This is a genomic window from Micromonospora zhanjiangensis (assembly GCF_042650605.1).
Lineage (GTDB): Bacteria > Actinomycetota > Actinomycetes > Mycobacteriales > Micromonosporaceae > Micromonospora_J > Micromonospora_J zhanjiangensis.
Genome location: NZ_JBHSBN010000004.1, coordinates 211,643 through 229,006, shown reverse-complemented (window position 1 = coordinate 229,006; position 17,364 = coordinate 211,643). Strand labels below are relative to the sequence as shown.

The window sequence follows — 17,364 nt, the reverse complement described above, 5'->3', positions numbered from 1 at the left end:
CTCAGGCCTCCTTCACGCGCTGCTTGCGGGGACCGGCCGGCTCGGTCTGGGGTTTGTCCAGCACCCGTCCCAGACCACTGACCTTGGGCGACAGGAACGCCCGGGTCCGGGCGAACATCGTCATGATCGGATGCCGGAACAGGAACACCACGACCAGGTCCAGCACGGTGGCCATGCCCAGCGCGAAGGCGAAGCCCTTCACCGTGCCGACCGACACGACGTAGAGCACGACCGCCGCCATCAGCGAGATCGCGTTGGCCGAGATGATCGTCCGACGGGCCCGCGCCCAGGCCCGCGGGATCGCGCTGCGGGGACTTCGACCGTCCCGGATCTCGTCCTTGAGCCGCTCGAAGTAGATGACGAACGAGTCGGCCGCGACGCCGAGCGAGACGATGAAACCGGCGATGCCGGCAAGCGTCAGGGTGAAGCCGATCTGCCGGCCGAGCACCACCAGCGCGCCGAAGACCAGCAGGCCGGACAGGATCAGGCTGAGGAAGATCACCGTACCGAGCAGCCGGTAGTAGAAGAACGCGTAGATGATCACCAGCAGCATGCCGATCGCGGCGGCCAGCAGGCCGGCCTGCAGGTAGGCGGCGCCCAGGGTGGCGGTGACGCTCTGCGCCTCCTGCTGCTTGAAGGTCACCGGCAGGGCGCCGTACCGCAGCTGGCTGGCCAGCTCGCTGGCGGTCTTGTTGGTGAAGCTGCCGCTGATCTGCGAGTCGCCGCTCAGCACGCCCTGGATCGTCGGCGCGGAGATGACCTCGTTGTCCAGCACCACGGCGACCCGGCACTTGGTGTCCCCGGCGAGCGCGCTGGCGTCACAGGCCTGGCCCTCGTTGTTGAACGCCTCGCGGGTCAGGTTGGTCCAGTTGGTCTGGCCCGGCCCGGTGAACTTCAGGCTGACCACCCACTGGCTCTGCTGGTCGAGCTGCGCGGTGGCGTTGGACACGTCGGTGCCGAGCACCTTGGCCTTGTCGAGCAGGAACTTGCTGGCCTCGTCCTCGCAGGAGACGACCTGCTCATCCTTGTTGCTGATCGACGCCGGCGGGCGCTCGTTGAGCTGCTTGCAGGTGATCGTCGGGACGTTGAACTGCATGCTCGCCGGAAGGACGGCCACCTCCTCACCGGTCAGCGTGCCGAACGGCTTGAACTTCTCCGCCGCGGTCGGGTCCTGGCTGGTGTCCACCGGCCCCTGCAGAGCGCTGGCCGCCTGCCACGCCGCCGCGCCGACCTTCTGCTGCACGGCGGCCCGCAACTGCTCGGCCGTCGGCGCCGCCGGCAGGCCGCCGGTCGAGGCGCTCGGCGTCGGGGACGTGCCCGCCGGGGTCGGCGTCGGGGCCGAACCGCCCTGACCGCCGCTGCCCGTCGCGCCGAGCGCGGCCGGCTTGGCCGACCCGGTGGCGGACGGCTTGGCGGTGCCGGCCGGGGACGGCGAGCCGCTCGGCACGGCGTTCGCCCCGGGGGTCGGCGTCGCGGTGGGCGCGGGCGCCGCGCTGACGCCGGCGCCGCTGGCCGCCTTGAGCACCTTGCGGAAGCGCAGCTCGGCGGCGTTACCGACCTCGGTCAGGTCCCGGTTCTGGCCGGGCAGCGAGATGACGATGTTGCGGTTGCCCTCGGTCACCACCTCCGCCTCGGAGACGCCCAGACCGTTGACCCGCTGCTCGATGATCCGCCGGGCCTCGGCGAGATTCTCCTGCGTCGGCGGCTGACCGTTGGCGGTGTTGGTCGCCTCGAGGGTGACCCGGGTGCCGCCGATCAGGTCCAACCCCAGCTTGGGATGCAGCCGATCGGTGAAACCGCCCTTGGCGCCCCCGGCGAAGAAGACCATGAGATAGAGGACCACGAAGACCAGCCCGAGCACGGCGAGTTGCCGCCCGGGCCGCATCTGTCCCTGAGGTGGTGCCACGGCTGTCCTGTCTCCCTGCGGAATTCGGCCGCTTGCTGGTGGGCGGCGGCGGGGTTGGGCGCCGGACTACCCGGCGACGTGGTGCCGGGGCGGCTCACCGCCGACCCGGCCGGGCTCACCGACCGCGGCGCGTGGCCGCGGCACGGTCACTCCTTGACTTCGGCCTCGTCCGGGATGCGCTCGGCCGCCGGCACGGCGTCCGCCTCGGGCGTCTTGTTGATCACCCGGGCGATGGCCGGACGGGCGTAGCGGGTCTGCACACCGGGGGCCACCTCCAGCATCACCGTCTCGTCGTCGACGCTGGTCACGGTGCCGTAGAGGCCACCGATGGTGACCACCTCGTCGCCGGGGCCGATCGAGGACTGCATCTGCTCCGCCTCGCGGCGCCGCTTCTGCTGGGGCCGGATCATCATGAAGTACATGACGCCGAAGAGCAGCGCGATCATGAGGATCGGCATCATGCTGCTGGCTCCGCCGCCCTGTGCTGCCAAAATCACGGTGGTATTACCTTCCCATTGGCCCCCGTACGACATCGGGATGTCGGAGCGGAGGCAGGATCTCACGTCCTGTACAAACCGCGGCGAGTCTAAACCCTTACGCTGGGAACGCCGAATGCGGTACAGATCACGAACGCGTTACGGCGTTACGGCTCAGTTGTGAACAGGTCGGGCGCCGCGGGAGCACCGGTACCAAATGTACCATTCGGCGGCGTACGCCCCAGATGGCGCCAGGCCGCCTCGGTGGCGACCCGGCCCCGGGGCGTCCGGGCCAGCAGCCCGGCCCGCACCAGGAACGGCTCGCAGACCTCCTCCACCGTGTCCGGCTGCTCACCGACCGCCACCGCCAGGGTGGACAGCCCGACCGGACCACCCCGGAACGAGTCGACCAGCGCGGACAGCACCGCCCGGTCGAGCCGGTCCAGGCCCAGCTCGTCAACGTCGTACACGCGCAGCGCGGCCCGGGCGGTCTCCAGGGTGACCACCCCGTCGGCGCGTACCTCGGCGAAGTCGCGGACCCGGCGCAGCAGCCGGTTGGCGATCCGCGGCGTCCCCCGGGACCGGCCGGAGATCTCCACCGCGCCCTCGTCGGTGATCGGCACGCCCAGGATCCGGGCCGACCGGTGCAGCAGCGCCTCCAGGTCGGCCGGACTGTAGAAGTCCAGGTGCGCGACGAACCCGAACCGGTCGCGCATCGGCCCGGTCAGCAGGCCGGACCGGGTGGTCGCGCCGACCAGCGTGAACGGCTCGACGTCCAGTGGGATCGCGGTCGCCCCCGGCCCCTTGCCGACCACCACGTCGACCCGGAAGTCCTCCATCGCGCTGTAGAGCAACTCCTCGGCCGGCCTGGCGATCCGGTGGATCTCGTCGATGAACAGCACGTCACCCTCGGCCAGGCCGGTCAGGATCGCCGCCAGGTCGCCCGATCGCTCGATCGCCGGGCCACTGGTCACCCGGATCCCCGAGCCCAGCTCCGCGGCCACGATGTTGGCCAGGGTGGTGTTGTGCACGACCAGGTCGTTGACGGTGAAGGTGTGATCGTCGGCGACGGTCAGGCAGCGACACGGGTGCAGCCCGGCCGGCTCCACCGACGCCACCCGGTCCGCGGCCAGCCGCTCCTCGAACCGGTCCCGCCGGGGCGCCCACTGCCGCAGCCGTTCGCCGCGCTGCCCGATGACGGTGATCCGCTCGACGAACCGGGCGACGTCGTCCTGGCTGGTGACGCTGAGCCGCCAGGACTCGTGCGGCCGGCCCTGGTAGCGGCCTCGCTTGAGCTTCAGCCGGGACTGCACGCCGAGCCGGAGCAGCAGATGCTGTACGTCCGCCAGCAGGTCGCGGGACACGCTGTAGAACTCGACCACCACGTCGTACCGCTGCTGGCCACGCCGGCTGACGGTGCCGTCACAGGCGAAGTACGCCCCCAGGAAGGCCGACACCTGCCATTCGTCCCCGCGGTGCACGAACGCTGGCACCCGCTTCTGCCAGGCCGTCTTTCCGAGCAGCTCGTGCTCGCGCAGCCAGGCCGTCAACCCGGAGATCCGGATCAGCGAACTGCGCGCGCTGTTCGGGGTGGTCCGGTGCGGATGGCCCAACCGGTCGCAGACGGCCCGGAAGTCGGCCAGCACGTCCGGATCACCGCCGGTGAAGGTGACCTGGTTGCTGGTGCAGCCGTCCCCGACGAGATAGCCGGCCAACCGGAACTCGTCGGAGTCCTGGGTCGCCGTGGCGGTCAGTTCCGGACTGAGCACGTTGGCGAGCACGTCCCGGTCGGTGAGGTCACCGGCCTTGGCCCAGCCCTCGGCGGTCCAGAACGGGTGATCCGGTGCGGCGACCACCTCCCGGCCGCCGGTGGTACGGATCCGGACGCAGTCCAGCTCGCCCTGCTCGTGCACCGCCCGCACCTCGGCCGGCGCGCCGGTACGGGTGATCACCCGGTCGCCGACCTCGATGTCGCCCAACCGTCGCCGCGAACCGTCTGCCAGCAGCACCAGCGCGTCCACCGAGACCGGCTTGCCCAATCCGGGCGGTCCGGACAAAAGGATGTGGTCGGGCGGGGTACCGCGGCCCATCGCGCCCTTCAGCAGCAGGTCGAGCTGGTCACGGACCCGGTGCTGGGCGATGAAGTCGGCCAGCCGCTTCGGCCGGACGCTGACCTCCGCGTCCCGCTCGGCGTCGCTCGCGTACGCCGACACCAGCCCGTCCTGCTCACTCACCCGGCCACCCCTTCCCCGGCCCCGCCGGCGCCACCGGACCGTCCACCGTCATCGACCGGTCTTGCCGAGCAGCCGGATGGCCTGCTTCAGCAGCACCGGCACCGGCGGCGCCTCGCCGTCCACCGTCTCGGCCACCGCGGCCACCGCCTGTTCGGCCTGCGCCCCGGTCCAGCCGAGTCCGACCAGCGCCTGGCGGACCTGCTCGGGCCACGCGCCGGTGGTGACGCCGGCCGCGCCGTCCGGGCCCACCGCGACCGGTCCGATCCGGTCCCGCAGCTCCAGCACCAGCCGCTCGGCGCCCTTCTTGCCGATCCCGGGCACCCGGGTCAGGGTGGCCAGGTCGGCGTTGGCGACGGCCTTGCGGACGATGTCCGGGGTGTGCACCGCCAGCACCGCCTGGGCCAGCCGGGGACCGACCCCGCTGGCGGTCTGCAGCAGTTCGAACAGTTGCCGCTCGTCGTCGTCGGCGAAGCCGTACAGGGTCAGCGAGTCCTCGCGGACCACCAGGCTGGTCGCCAGCCGGGCCGGTGCGCCGACCCGCAGGCCGGCGAGGGTGCCGGGGGCGCAGTGCACGGCCAGCCCGACGCCGCCCACCTCGATCACCGCGCCGTCCGGCGTCATTCCGGCGACCACGCCGCGCACGCTCGCAATCATCGCGCTCCTCCTCGTCGGACCCGTTCGGCGGCGGCGGCCAGCTTGGACCGGGTCCCGCCGCGCCAGATGTGACAGATGGCCAGCGCCAGCGCGTCGGCCGCGTCCGCCGGCCGGGGCGGCGCGTCGAGCCGCAGCAGCCGGGTGACCATCGAGGTCACCTGCGCCTTGTCCGCCTGCCCGGAGCCGGTCACCGCCGCCTTCACCTCGCTCGGGGTGTACGTCTGCACCGGCAGGCCGACCCGCGCGCCGGCCAGCACCGCCACCGCGCTGGCCTGCGCGGTCCCCATCACGGTACGGACGTTGTGCTGGCTGAACACCCGCTCGACCGCCACGCTGTCCGGCCGGTGCTCGGCGACCAGCTCGGCCAGCGACCGATCCAGGTGCAGCAGCCGGTTCGGCAGTTCGTCGTCCGGATGGGTGTGCACGACGTAGTAGGCGACCAGGGTGCAGGGTCGTCCGGGCACGCCCTCGACGACACCGACTCCGCACCGGGTCAGTCCCGGGTCGACGCCGAGTACCCGCAACGTGACCCCCTCTCCGTCGGCGCGTACACGTGTTCGACACCCTAGTGGTTGATCAGAAACCACCGCCCACCGACACGCCCGGTGCCGGGCCCGCGCCACCGGGCGGCCCGCCCGGGTACGTGACGTCGTGGTCGCCGCCGCCAACGAGGTCCGACCGCGGGTGGCGACGTCCGCGGACCGGCGGGCGGAACGCCACATAGGGCGGGGGTTGAGTATGTGTGCGGCGGCCATGTGAGATCGGGCACGGGCGTCGTTACTTTGTGCGCCATGACGGCAGAACCCGTAGTGGTCCCCCACGTCGTACAGGTCGACCTGTCCGGTCGTACCGCGCTGGTGACCGGTGGTGGGAGTGGCATCGGCCGGGCCTGCGCGGTCCGGCTGGCCGCGGCCGGCGCGGCGGTGGTGGTGGTCGACCGCAACGTCGAGGCGGCCGAGGCCGTCGCCGCGGAGTGCGGCGGCCGGGCCGAGGGCGTCGACCTGGCCGACCGGGACGCCGTGGACCGGCTGGACGGGGCGGTGGACATCGTGGTGAACAACGCCGGGCTGCAGCACGTCGCGCCGGTGCCGGAGTTCCCCGCCGAGCGGTTCGCCTACATCCACCGGGTCATGGTCGAGGCGCCGTTCCTGCTGATCCGCCGGGCGCTGCCGCACATGTACGACCGCGGCTGGGGCCGGGTCGTCAACATCTCCTCGGTGCACGGGCTGCGGGCCTCGCCGTTCAAGTCGGCGTACGTGTCGGCGAAGCACGCCCTGGAGGGGCTGTCGAAGGTGGTCGCGCTGGAGGGCGCCGAGCACGGGGTGACCGCCAACTGCGTCAACCCCGCGTACGTGCGCACCGCGCTGGTGGAGGACCAGATCGCGGCGCAGGCGGCCAGTCACGGCATCCCGGAGAGCGAGGTGATCGAGAAGATCATGCTGGCCCGGGCCGCGATCAAACGGTTGATCGAGCCGGACGAGGTGGCCGAGCTGCTGGCGTACCTCTGTTCCCCGGCCGCGTCCTTCATCACCGGGGCGTCGATCGCCCTCGACGGGGGCTGGACGGCGAACTGAGCCGTGTCCAGCAGAATGGCCCTCATGTCCGCGCCGATCGAGTTCCTCGAACTGCTGGCCCGGGAGGCCGCCGCGGTGGAGTTCGAGGGGCCCCTGGTGGCCGCCCGGGCCGCCGGCGAGCCCGCCGAGCGGCTCGCCGAGTTGGACCGGACCAAGGTGCTGGCGCTGCGGGTACGCGCCCTGCTGGAGCGCCGTCGGCAGCGCGAGGTGGAGCTGTCCGGCCTGTACGACACGGCCAACGACCTGGCCGGGCTGCGGGACGTGGACGCGGTGCTGCGGGCGATCGTGCACCGGGCCCGGAACCTGCTGGGCACCGACGTGGCGTACATGACGTTGAACGACGCAGACCGGGGCGACACGTACATGCGGGTCACCGACGGGTCGGTCTCGGCCCGGTTCCAGGGGCTGCGGCTGGAGATGGGCACCGGCCTGGGCGGTCTGGTGGCGCAGACCGGCACCCCGTACGCCACCGCGGACTACTCGGCCGACGAGCGGTTCCGGCACACCGGTGAGATCGACGCCGGGGTGGGCGAGGAGGGCCTGGTGGCCATTCTCGGCGTACCGCTGCGGCTGGGGTCGAGCGTGATCGGCGTGCTGTACGCGGCCAACCGCTCGGCCCGGCCGTTCGCCCGGGAGGAGGTGTCGCTGCTGGGCTCGCTGGCCGCGCACGCGGCGGTGGCGCTGGACACCGCCCGACTGCTGGCCGAGACCCGGGCGGCGCTGGCCGAGCTGTCCGCCGCGAACGCCACCATTCAGGCGCACAGCGCGTCGGTGGAGCGGGCGGCGGCCGCGCACGACCGGATGACGTCGCTGGTGCTGCGGGGCGGCGACGTGCGGGACGTGGCGGCGGCGGTGACCGAGGTGCTGGGCGGCGCGCTGCTGGCGTTGGACGCCGAGGGCCGGACGCTGGCCCGGGTCGGTGAGATCGCCGAGCCGGACCGGGCCGCGTTGGTGGAGGCGGTGGCGGCGTCCCGGACCGAGGGGCGCAGCGTGCTGCGCGGCCCGCTCTGGTACGCGGCGGTGGTGGCCGGCGCGGAGAACCTCGGCGCGCTGGTGCTGCGCGCCGGGGAGGAGTTGGTCGACGCGGACCAGCGGATCCTGGAGCGGGGTGCCCAGGTGACGGCGCTGCTGCTGCTGTTCCGCCGGACGGCGGCCGAGGCCGAGGGCCGGGTGCGCGGTGAGCTGCTGGACGACCTGATCGCCCGGCCGGTCCGCGACGAGGAGGGGTTGCGTACCCGGGCCCGCCGGTTGGGGGTGGACCTGGACGCGCCGCACGTGCTGGTGGCGGTGGACGACGACGCGTTCGCGGCGACCGGGTCGGCCCGGCAGCGGGTGTTGTCCTGGGCCACCACGTACGCCTCGACGCGCGGTGGGCTCGCCGCGGCCCGGGACGGACGGGTGGTGCTGATGCTGCCCGGCGAGGACGCGGGCGGGGCCGCGCGGGCGGTGTCCCGGGACCTGTCCCGGCTGACCGGCCGGCCGGTGACGGCGGGCGGCAGCGGCCCGGCGGACGGGCCGGCCTCGCTGGTGACGGTGTTCCGGGAGGCCGACCGGTGCCTGACCGCGCTGTCCGCCCTGGGTCGGCTGGGTGACGGGGCGAGCACGACGGAACTCGGTTTCGTCGGCCTGCTGCTGGGCGCGGTGGGTGACGGCGCCGATCGGGACGTGTCCCGGTTCCTCACCGACGCGATCGGCCCGGTCGTCGAGTACGACAGCCGGCGCGGTACCGCGCTGGTGCGCACCCTGGAGGCGTACTTCGGGATGGGCGGCAGCCTGGCCCGGGCGGCCGAGCTGCTGCACGTGCACGTGAACACGGTGACCCAGCGGCTGGAGCGGGTCGGTCAGCTGCTCGGCACGGACTGGCAGAAGCCCGAGCGGGCGTTGGAGGTGCAGCTCGCGCTGCGCCTGCACCGCCTGCGTACCCCGGCGGCCTGAGCCGGCGCGACCCGGCGCGGTCAGCGCGGCCTGAGGCCGGCCAGGACGGCGTCGACGAGCTGGCCGGCCAGTTCGTCGGGGTCACGTTCGGGCAGCCGACCGAGCAGCTGGCGCATCAGCATCGGACCGGTCAGCAGCAGCAAGGTCACCTCGACGTCCAGATCGGGGCGCAGCTCACCGGTGGCGATGCCGCGCTCCAGCACCTCCCGCATCACCCGTCTACGGGGCTCGGACATCTCCTCGAAGATCCGGCGCTGCTCGGGGCTGCGGTTCACCTCGGAGACCAGGCACGGCATGATCTTGACGGCCCGGGGGTCGTAGTGCCGACCCACGCCCCGCAGCAGGATGACCAGGTCGTCGCGGACCGAGTCACCCGCCGGCGCCGGCGGGGCGCCCTTCAGGGTGCGCAGCGCGTCGCGCAGCAGTTCCTTCTTGCCCGCCCACCGGCGGTAGATGGTCGCCTTGCCCACGCCGGCCCGGGCGGCGATCGCCTCGATGGAGAGCGAGTCAACGGCGCCGCCCTCGGCGAGCAGGTCCAGGACGGCCTCGACGATCGCCTCGTCCGCGCGGCTGCTCCGCGGTCGCCCGGGCGACCGCGGAGCAGCCGCGGAGGTGGAGGTCATGCCCACCATTGTTTCCGACTTGTCACGCAGAGGCCAACTCTGGTTCCGCCGCGGGTCGCGGTTCGACCTGCGGCGCGGCCGTCCGACCGGGCATCCAGCGCAGCACCACGAGCACCCCGAGGGCGGCGAAGACCGCCGACAGCACGGCCGCCCAGTGCATGGCCGAGACGAAGGCGTCGTTGGCGGCCGAGACCAGCCCGTGCCCGGCGGAACCGAGCCGCCCGGCCACCCCGTACGCCCCGGCGATCGACTCGTTGGCGGCGTCCCGGGCCGGTCCGGGCAGGCCCCGGGTGGCCGGGGCGATCTGGTCCCGGTAGACGGCGGCCAGCACTGAGCCGATCACGGCGACGCCGAACGCGCCGGCGACCTGGCGGACGGTGTTGCTGACCGCCGAGCCGACGCCGGCCCGTTCCCGGGGCAGCGCGGACATGATCGACTCCATCGCCGGCGGCATGATGTTGGCCATCCCGACGCCCTGGACGAAGTAGACCACCGCGACGATCCAGATCGGCGTGTCCGCCTCGACGAAGGCGAACGCGCCGAGCGAGACGGTGGTCAGCAGCAGGCCGACCGCGGAGACCGCCTTGGCGCCGTACCGGCGGACCATGGCCGCGCTGCGCGGCGCGAAGACCAACTGGGCGGAGGCGAACGGCAGGAACAGCAGGCCGGTCTGCAACGGGCTGTAGTCCCGGACCAGCTGCAGGTAGAACGAGCCGAAGAACAGCACGCCCATGGCGGCGAAGAAGACCAGACCGACCACCGCGACCGGCGCCGCGAACCGGGGCAGCCGGAACAGCCGTACGTCCAGCGACGGCTCGGCGATCCGCCGCTCGTACGCGACGAAGCCGGCCAGCACCGCCAGGCCACCGCCGATGGTCAGCCAGACCAGCGGACGGTCGAAGCCGTGCTCGCCGCCGTCGATGATGCCGTAGGAGAGGGCCACCAGGCCGAGCACCGACAGCAGCACGCCGACCACGTCGATCCGGCCCGGCTTCGGGTCCCGCGACTCGGGCACCAGCGCGGCGACGGCGACCAGGCCGATCAGCACCACCGGCACGTTGATCAGGAAGACCGAGCCCCACCAGAAGTGTTCCAGCAGCGCACCGCCGAGGATCGGGCCGATCGCGACGCCGAGGCCGACCGCGCCGGACCACAGGCCGATGGCCCGGGCCCGCTCGCGCGGGTCGAAGACGTTCGAGATGATCGACAGGGTCACCGGCATGATGGCCGCGCCGCCGATCCCCATCAGCGCGCGGGCGAAGATCAGTTGGGTCGGGTCCTGGGCGTACGCCGAGAGCAGCGACGCCAGGCCGAACAGGGCCAGCCCGACCAGCAGGAAGCGCTTGCGCCCGTACCGGTCACCGAGCACGCCGAAGCTGAACAGCAGGCCGGCGAAGACCAGCGTGTAGGAGTTGATGGACCATTCCAGCTCCGACTGGGTGGCGCCCAGACCGTGGTCCGGGTCGGCGAGCGTGCGCAGGGCGACGTTGAGGATGGTGTTGTCCAGCACCACCACCAGCAGGCTCACCACCAGCACGCCGAGGATGGCCCAGCGCCTCGGGTGTCCGGTGTTCTCGTGCGGTTGCATACTCCGTGGATCTCCCCCCGGTGTGACTCCGCACCTGTTTCGATACGGATCAGACTCGTAACGTGAGGAAGACTATGGCCCCCCAAAGCGATACGGAACCGTCTCGTATCAGAATGTGATCCAGCTCTCCCGGCCGGCGGTCCGCGGGCCCGCGGCGTCACTTCCGGCGGCCCGACCACCACCGGTTCGCCAGCGCGGCCACCGTGCCCCAGACGCCGCGCCGGAACAGCAGCACGACCAGGACGAAGATGCCGCCGGTGACCAGGCCGACGGACTCGAACCCGGAGAACGACAGCCAGTCCTCCAACCGGACCAGAATCGCCGCGCCGACCAGCCCGCCCCACAGCGTGCCGATGCCGCCGAGCACCACGACGATCACCGCCTTGCCGGAGGTGGTCCAATGCAGCACGTCCAGCGAGACGAACATGTGGCCGATCGCGAACAGTCCGCCGCCCAGCCCGGCCAGGAACGCGGACAGCACGAACGCGATCAGCTTGTACCGGTGCACCGGGTAGCCCAGCGCCCGGGCGCGGGCCGGGTTGTCCCGGATGCCGACCAGCACCCGACCGAACGGCGAGTGCACGATCCGCCAGGCCGCGAAGAGCCCGAGCAGCACGATCGGCAGGGCGGCGTAGTAGAAGTAGTACTCGTCGGACAGGTCCAGCCCGGCCAGTTCGCGGGGCACCCCCTGCAACCCGTTCTCACCGCCGGTGAGCGAACTCCACTCGTTGGCGACGTAGTAGACCATCTGCGCGAAGGCCAGGGTCACCATCGCGAAGTAGATGCCGGTGCGCCGGACGGCGAGATAGCCGATCGGCACCGCCAGCAGCGCCGCCAGCACCGCCCCGGCCAGTACGGCCACCGGGAACGGCGCACCGGCCCTGGTGGCCACCAGCCCGGTCGCGTACGCCGAGGCCCCCCAGAAGGCCGCGTGCCCGAACGACATCAGCCCGGTGAAGCCGAGCAGCAGGTCCACCGCGACGGCGAACAACGACCAGCAGAGGATGTCCACGGCGACGGTCGGGTACAGCCCGTTGGGCAGGTACAGCGCGACGACCAGCCCGAGGGCGAGCAGCGCGTAGCGTACCCAGGCCGGCGCGGCGCCCACGGCGGCCGTGACCGACCGGGGTCGGGCCGGTGCGGAACCGGCGGCCCGCGGCTGTGCCGCCGGGTCGGTGGTGGATGTCGGGGTCATGCGGCCGTCTCCTCCCGCCCGAACAGGCCGGCCGGGCGCCACAGCAGCACGGCGGCCATCACGATGAACACCAGCGTCTGCGCCACGATCGGCCAGTCCGACAGGTAGACCACGCCCCAGGTCTGCACCAGGCCGATGGCGAAGCCGGCGGCCACCGAGCCGAAGATCGAACCGAGCCCGCCGATCACCACCACCGCGAAGACCAGGATGATCAGGTCCGCGCCCATCAGCGGGTTGACCGCGCGCATCGGCGCGGCCAGCACCCCGGCCAGCCCGGCCAGGGCGATGCCGAAGCCGAACACCGGGGTGACCCACCGGCCCACGTCGATGCCGAACGCCCGGGTCAGCTCGGGTCGCTCGGTGGCCGCGCGGACCACCACGCCGATCCGGGTGTGCGACAGCAACCACCACACCCCGACGCAGACCGCCACGGCGAAGCCGAGCACGAACACCCGGTACGTCGGGAAGTCGAACAACCCGAGGTCGACCGACCCGCTCAGCTCGGCGGGCGTGGCGTACGGGCTGGACTGCACGCCGTACCGGGACTTCACCAGATCCTGCAGGATCAGCGTCAGGCCGAAGGTGAGCAGGAAGTTGTAGAGCGGGTCGAGCCGGGTCAGCCGGTGGATGAACGCCCGCTCCAGCCCCATGCCGAGCAGGCCCAACCCGACCGGCATGATCACCAGGGCCGCCCAGAACGGCACCCCGGCCTCGGTGAGCAGGACGTACGCCCCCATCGCGCCGAGCATGTAGAAGGCCCCGTGGGCGAAGTTGACCACCCGGAGCATCCCGAAGATGACGGCCAGCCCGAGGGCGAGCAGGGCGTAGAACGCCCCGCTCACCAACCCGTTGAACGTGTGTTGCAGGAAACCGCTCATGACCTCGTCACAGCTTGCACTCGCCGGACGGGGCGCGGAACGCCTCCGCCGCGGGGATGGTCTTCAGGACCTTGACGTAGTCCCAGTCCTCCTTGACGTCGGCCGGCGCCTTGACCTGTGCCAGGTACGCGTCGTGGATGACCCGGTGGTCCTCCGCCCGGATCTTGCCGTTGCGCAGGAAGACGTCGTCGACGCTCCTGCCCTCCAGTTGCCCGACCACCTTGTCGGCGTCGTCGGTACCGGCCGCCTGCACCGCCTCCAGGTACTGCGTGGCGGCCGAGTAGTTGGCCGCGTGCGCGAACGTGGGCCGGGTGCCGGTCTCGGACTGGAACCGGTCGGCGAACTCCCGGTTCTTGGCGTCGAAGTTCCAGTACCAGGCGTCGGTGTAGGTGGTGCCGGCGAGCGCGGCCGGGGTCAGCGAGTGGATGTCGGTGAGGAACATCAGTCCGACCGACAGGCCGATGCCCTTGTCCCGCAGCTTGAACTCGTTGTACTGCTTCACCAGGTTGACCAGGTCCGCGCCGGCCTGCATGGTGCCCAGCACGTCCGGCTTCGGGTTCAGCGTCGAGGCCTTGAGCAGTTGGCTGGAGAAGTTGTCGTTCGGGAATGGCGTGGGATCCTTGGCGACGATCTTCCCGCCGGCGCCCTCGACCGCCGTCGAGAAGCTCTTCTCCATGTCCTGACCGAACGCGTAGTTCGGGTAGACGATGTACCAGTTCTTGGCACCCTGCTCGGTGGCCGTCTTGCCGGTGCTGTTGGCCAGCATGTACGTGTCGTACGCGTAGTGGAACGTGTACTTGTTGCAGGACTTGCCGGTCAGGTCCATTGTGGCGCCGGAGATGTTGAAGTAGAGCTTCTTCTTCGCCTTGGCCACGTCGGCCACCTTCAACGCCGCCGACGAGGTGGGCACGTCGAGGATGGCGTCCACCGCCTTGCGGTCGTACAGTTCGGCGGCCTTGGTGTTGGCGATGTCCGGCTTGTTCTGGTGATCGGCGGTCTCCACGGTGATGTTTTTCGTCACCGCCTTGTCCCCGTGCCTGGCCTTGAAGTCGGCGATGGCCATCTCCACGGCCTTCACCGAGTTCTTGCCGGACAACTGGCTGTAGACACCGGACTGGTCGTTCAGCACGCCCAGCACGATCTTGTCGTCGGTCAGTTTGGTGTCGCCCGAGCTCTTCGGGCCGCCACCGCCACACCCGGCGACGAGCAGCACGGTGGCCGAGGCCACCGCGACAGCCGCGGTTGCACGCATCAGCTATTCCTCCCAGGTCCGCGCGGGGCGCGGTTCGCGGTTCGTCAGGGGTCGTCGGTCGTCGGATCCGGGGGTACGGGGTGTCAGATCCCGAGGTACGACAGGAGCTCGCGCTCCCGGGAGCGCACCTCGGAGTTGTCCATCGCCTCGACGACGCTGCCCTGCGCCAGCAGGTAGTGCCGGTCGGCGACGCCGGTGGCGAAGTGCAGGTTCTGTTCCACCAGCAGCACGGTCACGCCGTGCTCCTTGGCCTGCCGGAGGATGTCGCCGACCTGCTGGACCAGCAGCGGGGACAGTCCCTCGGTCGGTTCGTCGCAGAGCAGCAGTCGGGCGCCCATCCGCAGCACCCGGGCCAGGGCGAGCATCTGCTGCTCGCCGCCGGAGAGCGTGGTGGCCGGCGCGGCCCGGCGCTCGCGCAGCACCGGGAACGCCGCGTACACCTGCTCCACCGACCACGGTCGCGGACCGACGGTGGGCGGCAGGGTGAGCTGCTCGGCCACCGACAGGCTGGCGTAGCTGCCCCGGTCGTCGGGCACCCAGCCGAGGCCGAGCCGGGCCCGCCGGTGCGCCGGCAGTCGGCGCAGGTCCCGCCCGTCGAGTTCGACGGTGCCGCGCTGCCCGGTGTGCAGCCCCATCACGCAGCGCAGCAGGGTGGACTTGCCGGCGCCGTTGCGCCCGACCAGGGTCACCACCTCGCCGGGCTCGATCCGCAGGCTGACCTCCCGCAGCACCCGCGCCTCGCCGTACCAGGCGGACAGCCCCTCAACCCGCAACATGGCCGGACTCCTTCCCCTCGCCGGTGGCGGCGCCCAGGTAGGCGGTGATCACCCGCTCGTCGGCGCGGACCTGCTCGTACGGCCCCTCGACCAGGATCCGACCGGCCTGCAGCACGCTGACCCGGTCGGCCAGCCGGCCCACCACGCTCATGTTGTGCTCGACCATCACCACGGTCCGACCGGCCCGGACCCGCTGGATCAACTCGACGGTCCGGTCGACGTCCTCCAGCCCCATGCCCGCCGTCGGCTCGTCCAGCAGCAGCACCTTCGGGTCCAGCGCCAACGCGATCGCCAGCTCCAAGGCCCGCTTGCGCCCGTACGCGAGCGCGTCCGCCGGCACCTCGGCCACCTCGCCCAGACCGACCATGTCGAGCAGTTCCAGAGCCCGCTCGGAGTACCGCCGCATCAGCGTCGCCGACCGCCAGAACCGCCAACCCAGCCCGCTGGCGCTCTGCAGGGCGAGTTCGACGTGCTCCCGGCCGGACAGTTGCGGGAAGAGGCTGGTGATCTGGAACGAGCGGGCCACCCCGAGCCGGGCCACCCGCTCCGGCGGCAGCCCGGTCACATCCCGCCCGGCCAACTCGATCCGCCCGCCGCTCGGCTTGAGGAAGCCGGTCAGCAGGTTGAACAGCGTCGTCTTGCCGGCGCCGTTCGGCCCGACCAGCGCGTGCACCGTACCGGCGACCACGTCGAGGTCCACCCCGGCGACCGCGCGGAAGCCCCGGAAGTCGCGGGTCAGCCCGCGCACCGCCAGCAGCGCCCCCTCGCCCATCCAGCACCTCCGCGCTTCCGAACTCGGCTCGCACCACCCCACCTGGCGGCGCCCTCGCCCGACGAACCGGTGACAGCCGTCACAGTCCCGTCGTTCCCGGGAAACCTACGGCCGCGCCAAGACCCGAGCCATGTAGCCGCACCACACATTGAAGGCGCGCCAGACGGCCCGCCCCGACATGCCGAGCACCCCGGACCAACCCGCCCCCACACCCGCCTCCCCCGCCACTCCCCCTCCGCCCACCCCCACATGTGCCCACCCCACCGCCCCGAGGACGTCCCGGCAACGCTGGCACTTTTTCGGTACGACACGCCGTTGGGGCAACCGAAAAAGTGCCAGTGATCTTGATGGGCCCTTAGCAGATCGACAGCGGGCGTGGGGGCTGTGCACAGGCGGGGCGGTTGTGCACAGGTCGGCGGGCGGTGGTTGCGCGCAGGTGGCGGCTGTCGGCACGGTCGGCGGCGTGCATCCTGTGCTTCAGTCGCTGGTGGACCGGCACGGCGGGCTGGTCACCCGGAACGCGGCGCTGCAGGTGGTGGCCCCCTGGACGTTGGAGCGGGCCTACCGTGCCGGCCACCTGCGTCGCGTGCTGCCACGGGTCTACGTGGACGCTCGACTCCTCGAGCAGAAGCCCACCCCGGAGCAGAAATCCACCCCGGAACGGTCACCCTCACCCCGTCCACCACTGGCCCACCTGAGTCAAGACCTGGCCATCCAGGCGGCCCTGGCCTACGCCGACGGGCGAGCCGCCCTCAGCCACCTCACCGCCCTACGCTCATGGGGCCTGCACCAGCAGCCCTCCAGCCAGCCGATACACCTGAGCGCCCCGGTCCACTCCACCATCCGGAACCGCCCGTACCTGCTCATCCACCGCCGACCCGACTTCATCGTGGAAGCACCGGATGTCGTGCACCGGAAGGGCCTGCCACTCACCGCGTTGGAGCCCACCCTGGTCGACTCCTGGCCGCTGTTGCCGCCGACCGAACGACCCGGCCCGGTCATCCGAGCGGTCAACAACCGTCTCACCACCCCGCACCGCATCGCCGAGGCGCTTGCGACCGCCCCCAGGTTGACCGGCCGGGCCGAACTCCGAATGCTGCTCGACCGGCTCGCCGCGGGTTGTCGCAGCCCGCTGGAGATCTGGGGCCACGACCACGTCTTCACCGGCCCGGGCATGCCCCCGTTCCTGCGCCAGTTCCGGATCGAGGCCGGCGGACGCGTCATGTACCTCGACATGTACGCCGAGCGGCAGCGCCTCAACATCGAACTCGACGGCGCCACCACCCACGGCGACCCGCGACAGCGCGAGATCGACCTACGCCGCGACGCCCTGCTGGCCACCCTCGGCATCCTGGTGGTCCGCTTCAGCCACCGCCGCCTGACGCACGAACCCGACGAGGTCCGCCGGGAAACCCTCGCCATCCTGGCGAACCGCTGACCTCGCGACTCACGCCGGGCATCGTCACCCCCCACGACGTTCACCTTCGTCTTGTCGAACGCG

15 protein-coding genes and 2 pseudogenes are annotated in these 17,364 nt (G+C 71.8%); 3 read left to right on the top strand and 14 right to left on the bottom strand.

Features of this window, described 5'->3' with window-relative positions:
* Position 1 precedes the first annotated feature (1 nt).
* From secD to ruvC, 7 genes and pseudogenes are all read right to left on the bottom strand, one after another.
* Complete coding sequence (secD, locus tag ACFOX0_RS08810) at positions 2–1,906, bottom strand: protein translocase subunit SecD (protein ID WP_377543376.1); 1,905 nt, start codon at positions 1,904–1,906, stop codon at positions 2–4.
* Between the two features lie 146 nt (positions 1,907–2,052).
* On the bottom strand, positions 2,053–2,403 hold the full coding sequence (yajC, locus tag ACFOX0_RS08805) for a preprotein translocase subunit YajC (RefSeq protein ID WP_377543375.1): 351 nt from the start codon (positions 2,401–2,403) through the stop codon (positions 2,053–2,055).
* Between the two features lie 146 nt (positions 2,404–2,549).
* Positions 2,550–3,491: a Holliday junction branch migration DNA helicase RuvB gene (ruvB, locus tag ACFOX0_RS08800; protein ID WP_377543575.1), complete on the bottom strand. Its 942-nt coding sequence runs from the start codon at positions 3,489–3,491 to the stop codon at positions 2,550–2,552.
* 105 nt (positions 3,492–3,596) lie between these two features.
* A pseudogene (locus tag ACFOX0_RS08795) lies at positions 3,597–4,238 on the bottom strand (LAGLIDADG family homing endonuclease); the annotation flags it as partial.
* 174 nt (positions 4,239–4,412) lie between these two features.
* A pseudogene (locus tag ACFOX0_RS08790) lies at positions 4,413–4,616 on the bottom strand (Holliday junction branch migration DNA helicase RuvB); the annotation flags it as partial.
* 48 nt (positions 4,617–4,664) lie between these two features.
* The gene (gene ruvA / locus ACFOX0_RS08785) at positions 4,665–5,270 is read right to left on the bottom strand and encodes a Holliday junction branch migration protein RuvA (protein WP_377543374.1); all 606 of its coding nucleotides are present in this window, start codon (positions 5,268–5,270) and stop codon (positions 4,665–4,667) included.
* Positions 5,267–5,794 carry a crossover junction endodeoxyribonuclease RuvC gene (gene ruvC, locus ACFOX0_RS08780; RefSeq protein WP_377543373.1) on the bottom strand — a complete coding sequence of 176 codons (528 nt, stop codon included), beginning with the start codon at positions 5,792–5,794 and terminating at the stop codon, positions 5,267–5,269. The genes ruvA and ruvC overlap by 4 nt, the downstream gene beginning before the upstream one ends.
* A 267-nt stretch (positions 5,795–6,061) precedes the next feature.
* Here ruvC and ACFOX0_RS08775 point away from each other — a divergent pair, with 267 nt between their 5' ends.
* Positions 6,062–6,844 carry a 3-hydroxybutyrate dehydrogenase gene (locus ACFOX0_RS08775; RefSeq protein ID WP_377543372.1) on the top strand — a complete coding sequence of 261 codons (783 nt, stop codon included), beginning with the start codon at positions 6,062–6,064 and terminating at the stop codon, positions 6,842–6,844.
* 15 nt (positions 6,845–6,859) lie between these two features.
* Positions 6,860–8,779: a helix-turn-helix domain-containing protein gene (locus tag ACFOX0_RS08770; protein ID WP_377543573.1), complete on the top strand. Its 1,920-nt coding sequence runs from the start codon at positions 6,860–6,862 to the stop codon at positions 8,777–8,779.
* Positions 8,780–8,799: 20 nt separating this feature from the next.
* Here the strand turns inward: ACFOX0_RS08770 and ACFOX0_RS08765 are convergent, their stop codons facing one another.
* The 7 genes from ACFOX0_RS08765 to ACFOX0_RS08735 form a co-directional block, all read right to left on the bottom strand.
* Complete coding sequence (locus ACFOX0_RS08765; RefSeq protein WP_377543371.1) at positions 8,800–9,411, bottom strand: TetR/AcrR family transcriptional regulator; 612 nt, start codon at positions 9,409–9,411, stop codon at positions 8,800–8,802.
* Positions 9,412–9,424: 13 nt separating this feature from the next.
* Positions 9,425–10,990, bottom strand: a complete 1,566-nt coding sequence (locus tag ACFOX0_RS08760; protein WP_377543370.1) for an MFS transporter — start codon at positions 10,988–10,990, stop codon at positions 9,425–9,427.
* A gap of 157 nt (positions 10,991–11,147) precedes the next feature.
* Positions 11,148–12,185, bottom strand: coding sequence for a branched-chain amino acid ABC transporter permease (locus ACFOX0_RS08755; protein WP_377543369.1), 1,038 nt, complete (start codon positions 12,183–12,185; stop codon positions 11,148–11,150).
* Positions 12,182–13,063 (bottom strand): branched-chain amino acid ABC transporter permease, encoded by an 882-nt coding sequence (locus ACFOX0_RS08750; RefSeq protein ID WP_377543368.1) that lies wholly within the window; start codon positions 13,061–13,063, stop codon positions 12,182–12,184. Before ACFOX0_RS08750 ends, ACFOX0_RS08755 begins: the two co-directional genes overlap by 4 nt.
* A 7-nt stretch (positions 13,064–13,070) precedes the next feature.
* On the bottom strand, positions 13,071–14,315 hold the full coding sequence (locus ACFOX0_RS08745) for an ABC transporter substrate-binding protein (protein WP_377543367.1): 1,245 nt from the start codon (positions 14,313–14,315) through the stop codon (positions 13,071–13,073).
* An 83-nt stretch (positions 14,316–14,398) separates the two neighbouring features.
* A complete protein-coding gene (locus tag ACFOX0_RS08740; protein WP_377543366.1) occupies positions 14,399–15,091 on the bottom strand; it encodes an ABC transporter ATP-binding protein in 693 nt (230 codons plus the stop codon).
* Complete coding sequence (locus tag ACFOX0_RS08735; RefSeq protein ID WP_377543365.1) at positions 15,078–15,863, bottom strand: ABC transporter ATP-binding protein; 786 nt, start codon at positions 15,861–15,863, stop codon at positions 15,078–15,080. The genes ACFOX0_RS08740 and ACFOX0_RS08735 overlap by 14 nt, the downstream gene beginning before the upstream one ends.
* 463 nt (positions 15,864–16,326) lie before the next feature.
* Here ACFOX0_RS08735 and ACFOX0_RS08730 point away from each other — a divergent pair, with 463 nt between their 5' ends.
* Complete coding sequence (locus ACFOX0_RS08730; protein WP_377543364.1) at positions 16,327–17,301, top strand: endonuclease domain-containing protein; 975 nt, start codon at positions 16,327–16,329, stop codon at positions 17,299–17,301.
* Positions 17,302–17,364 lie beyond the last annotated feature (63 nt).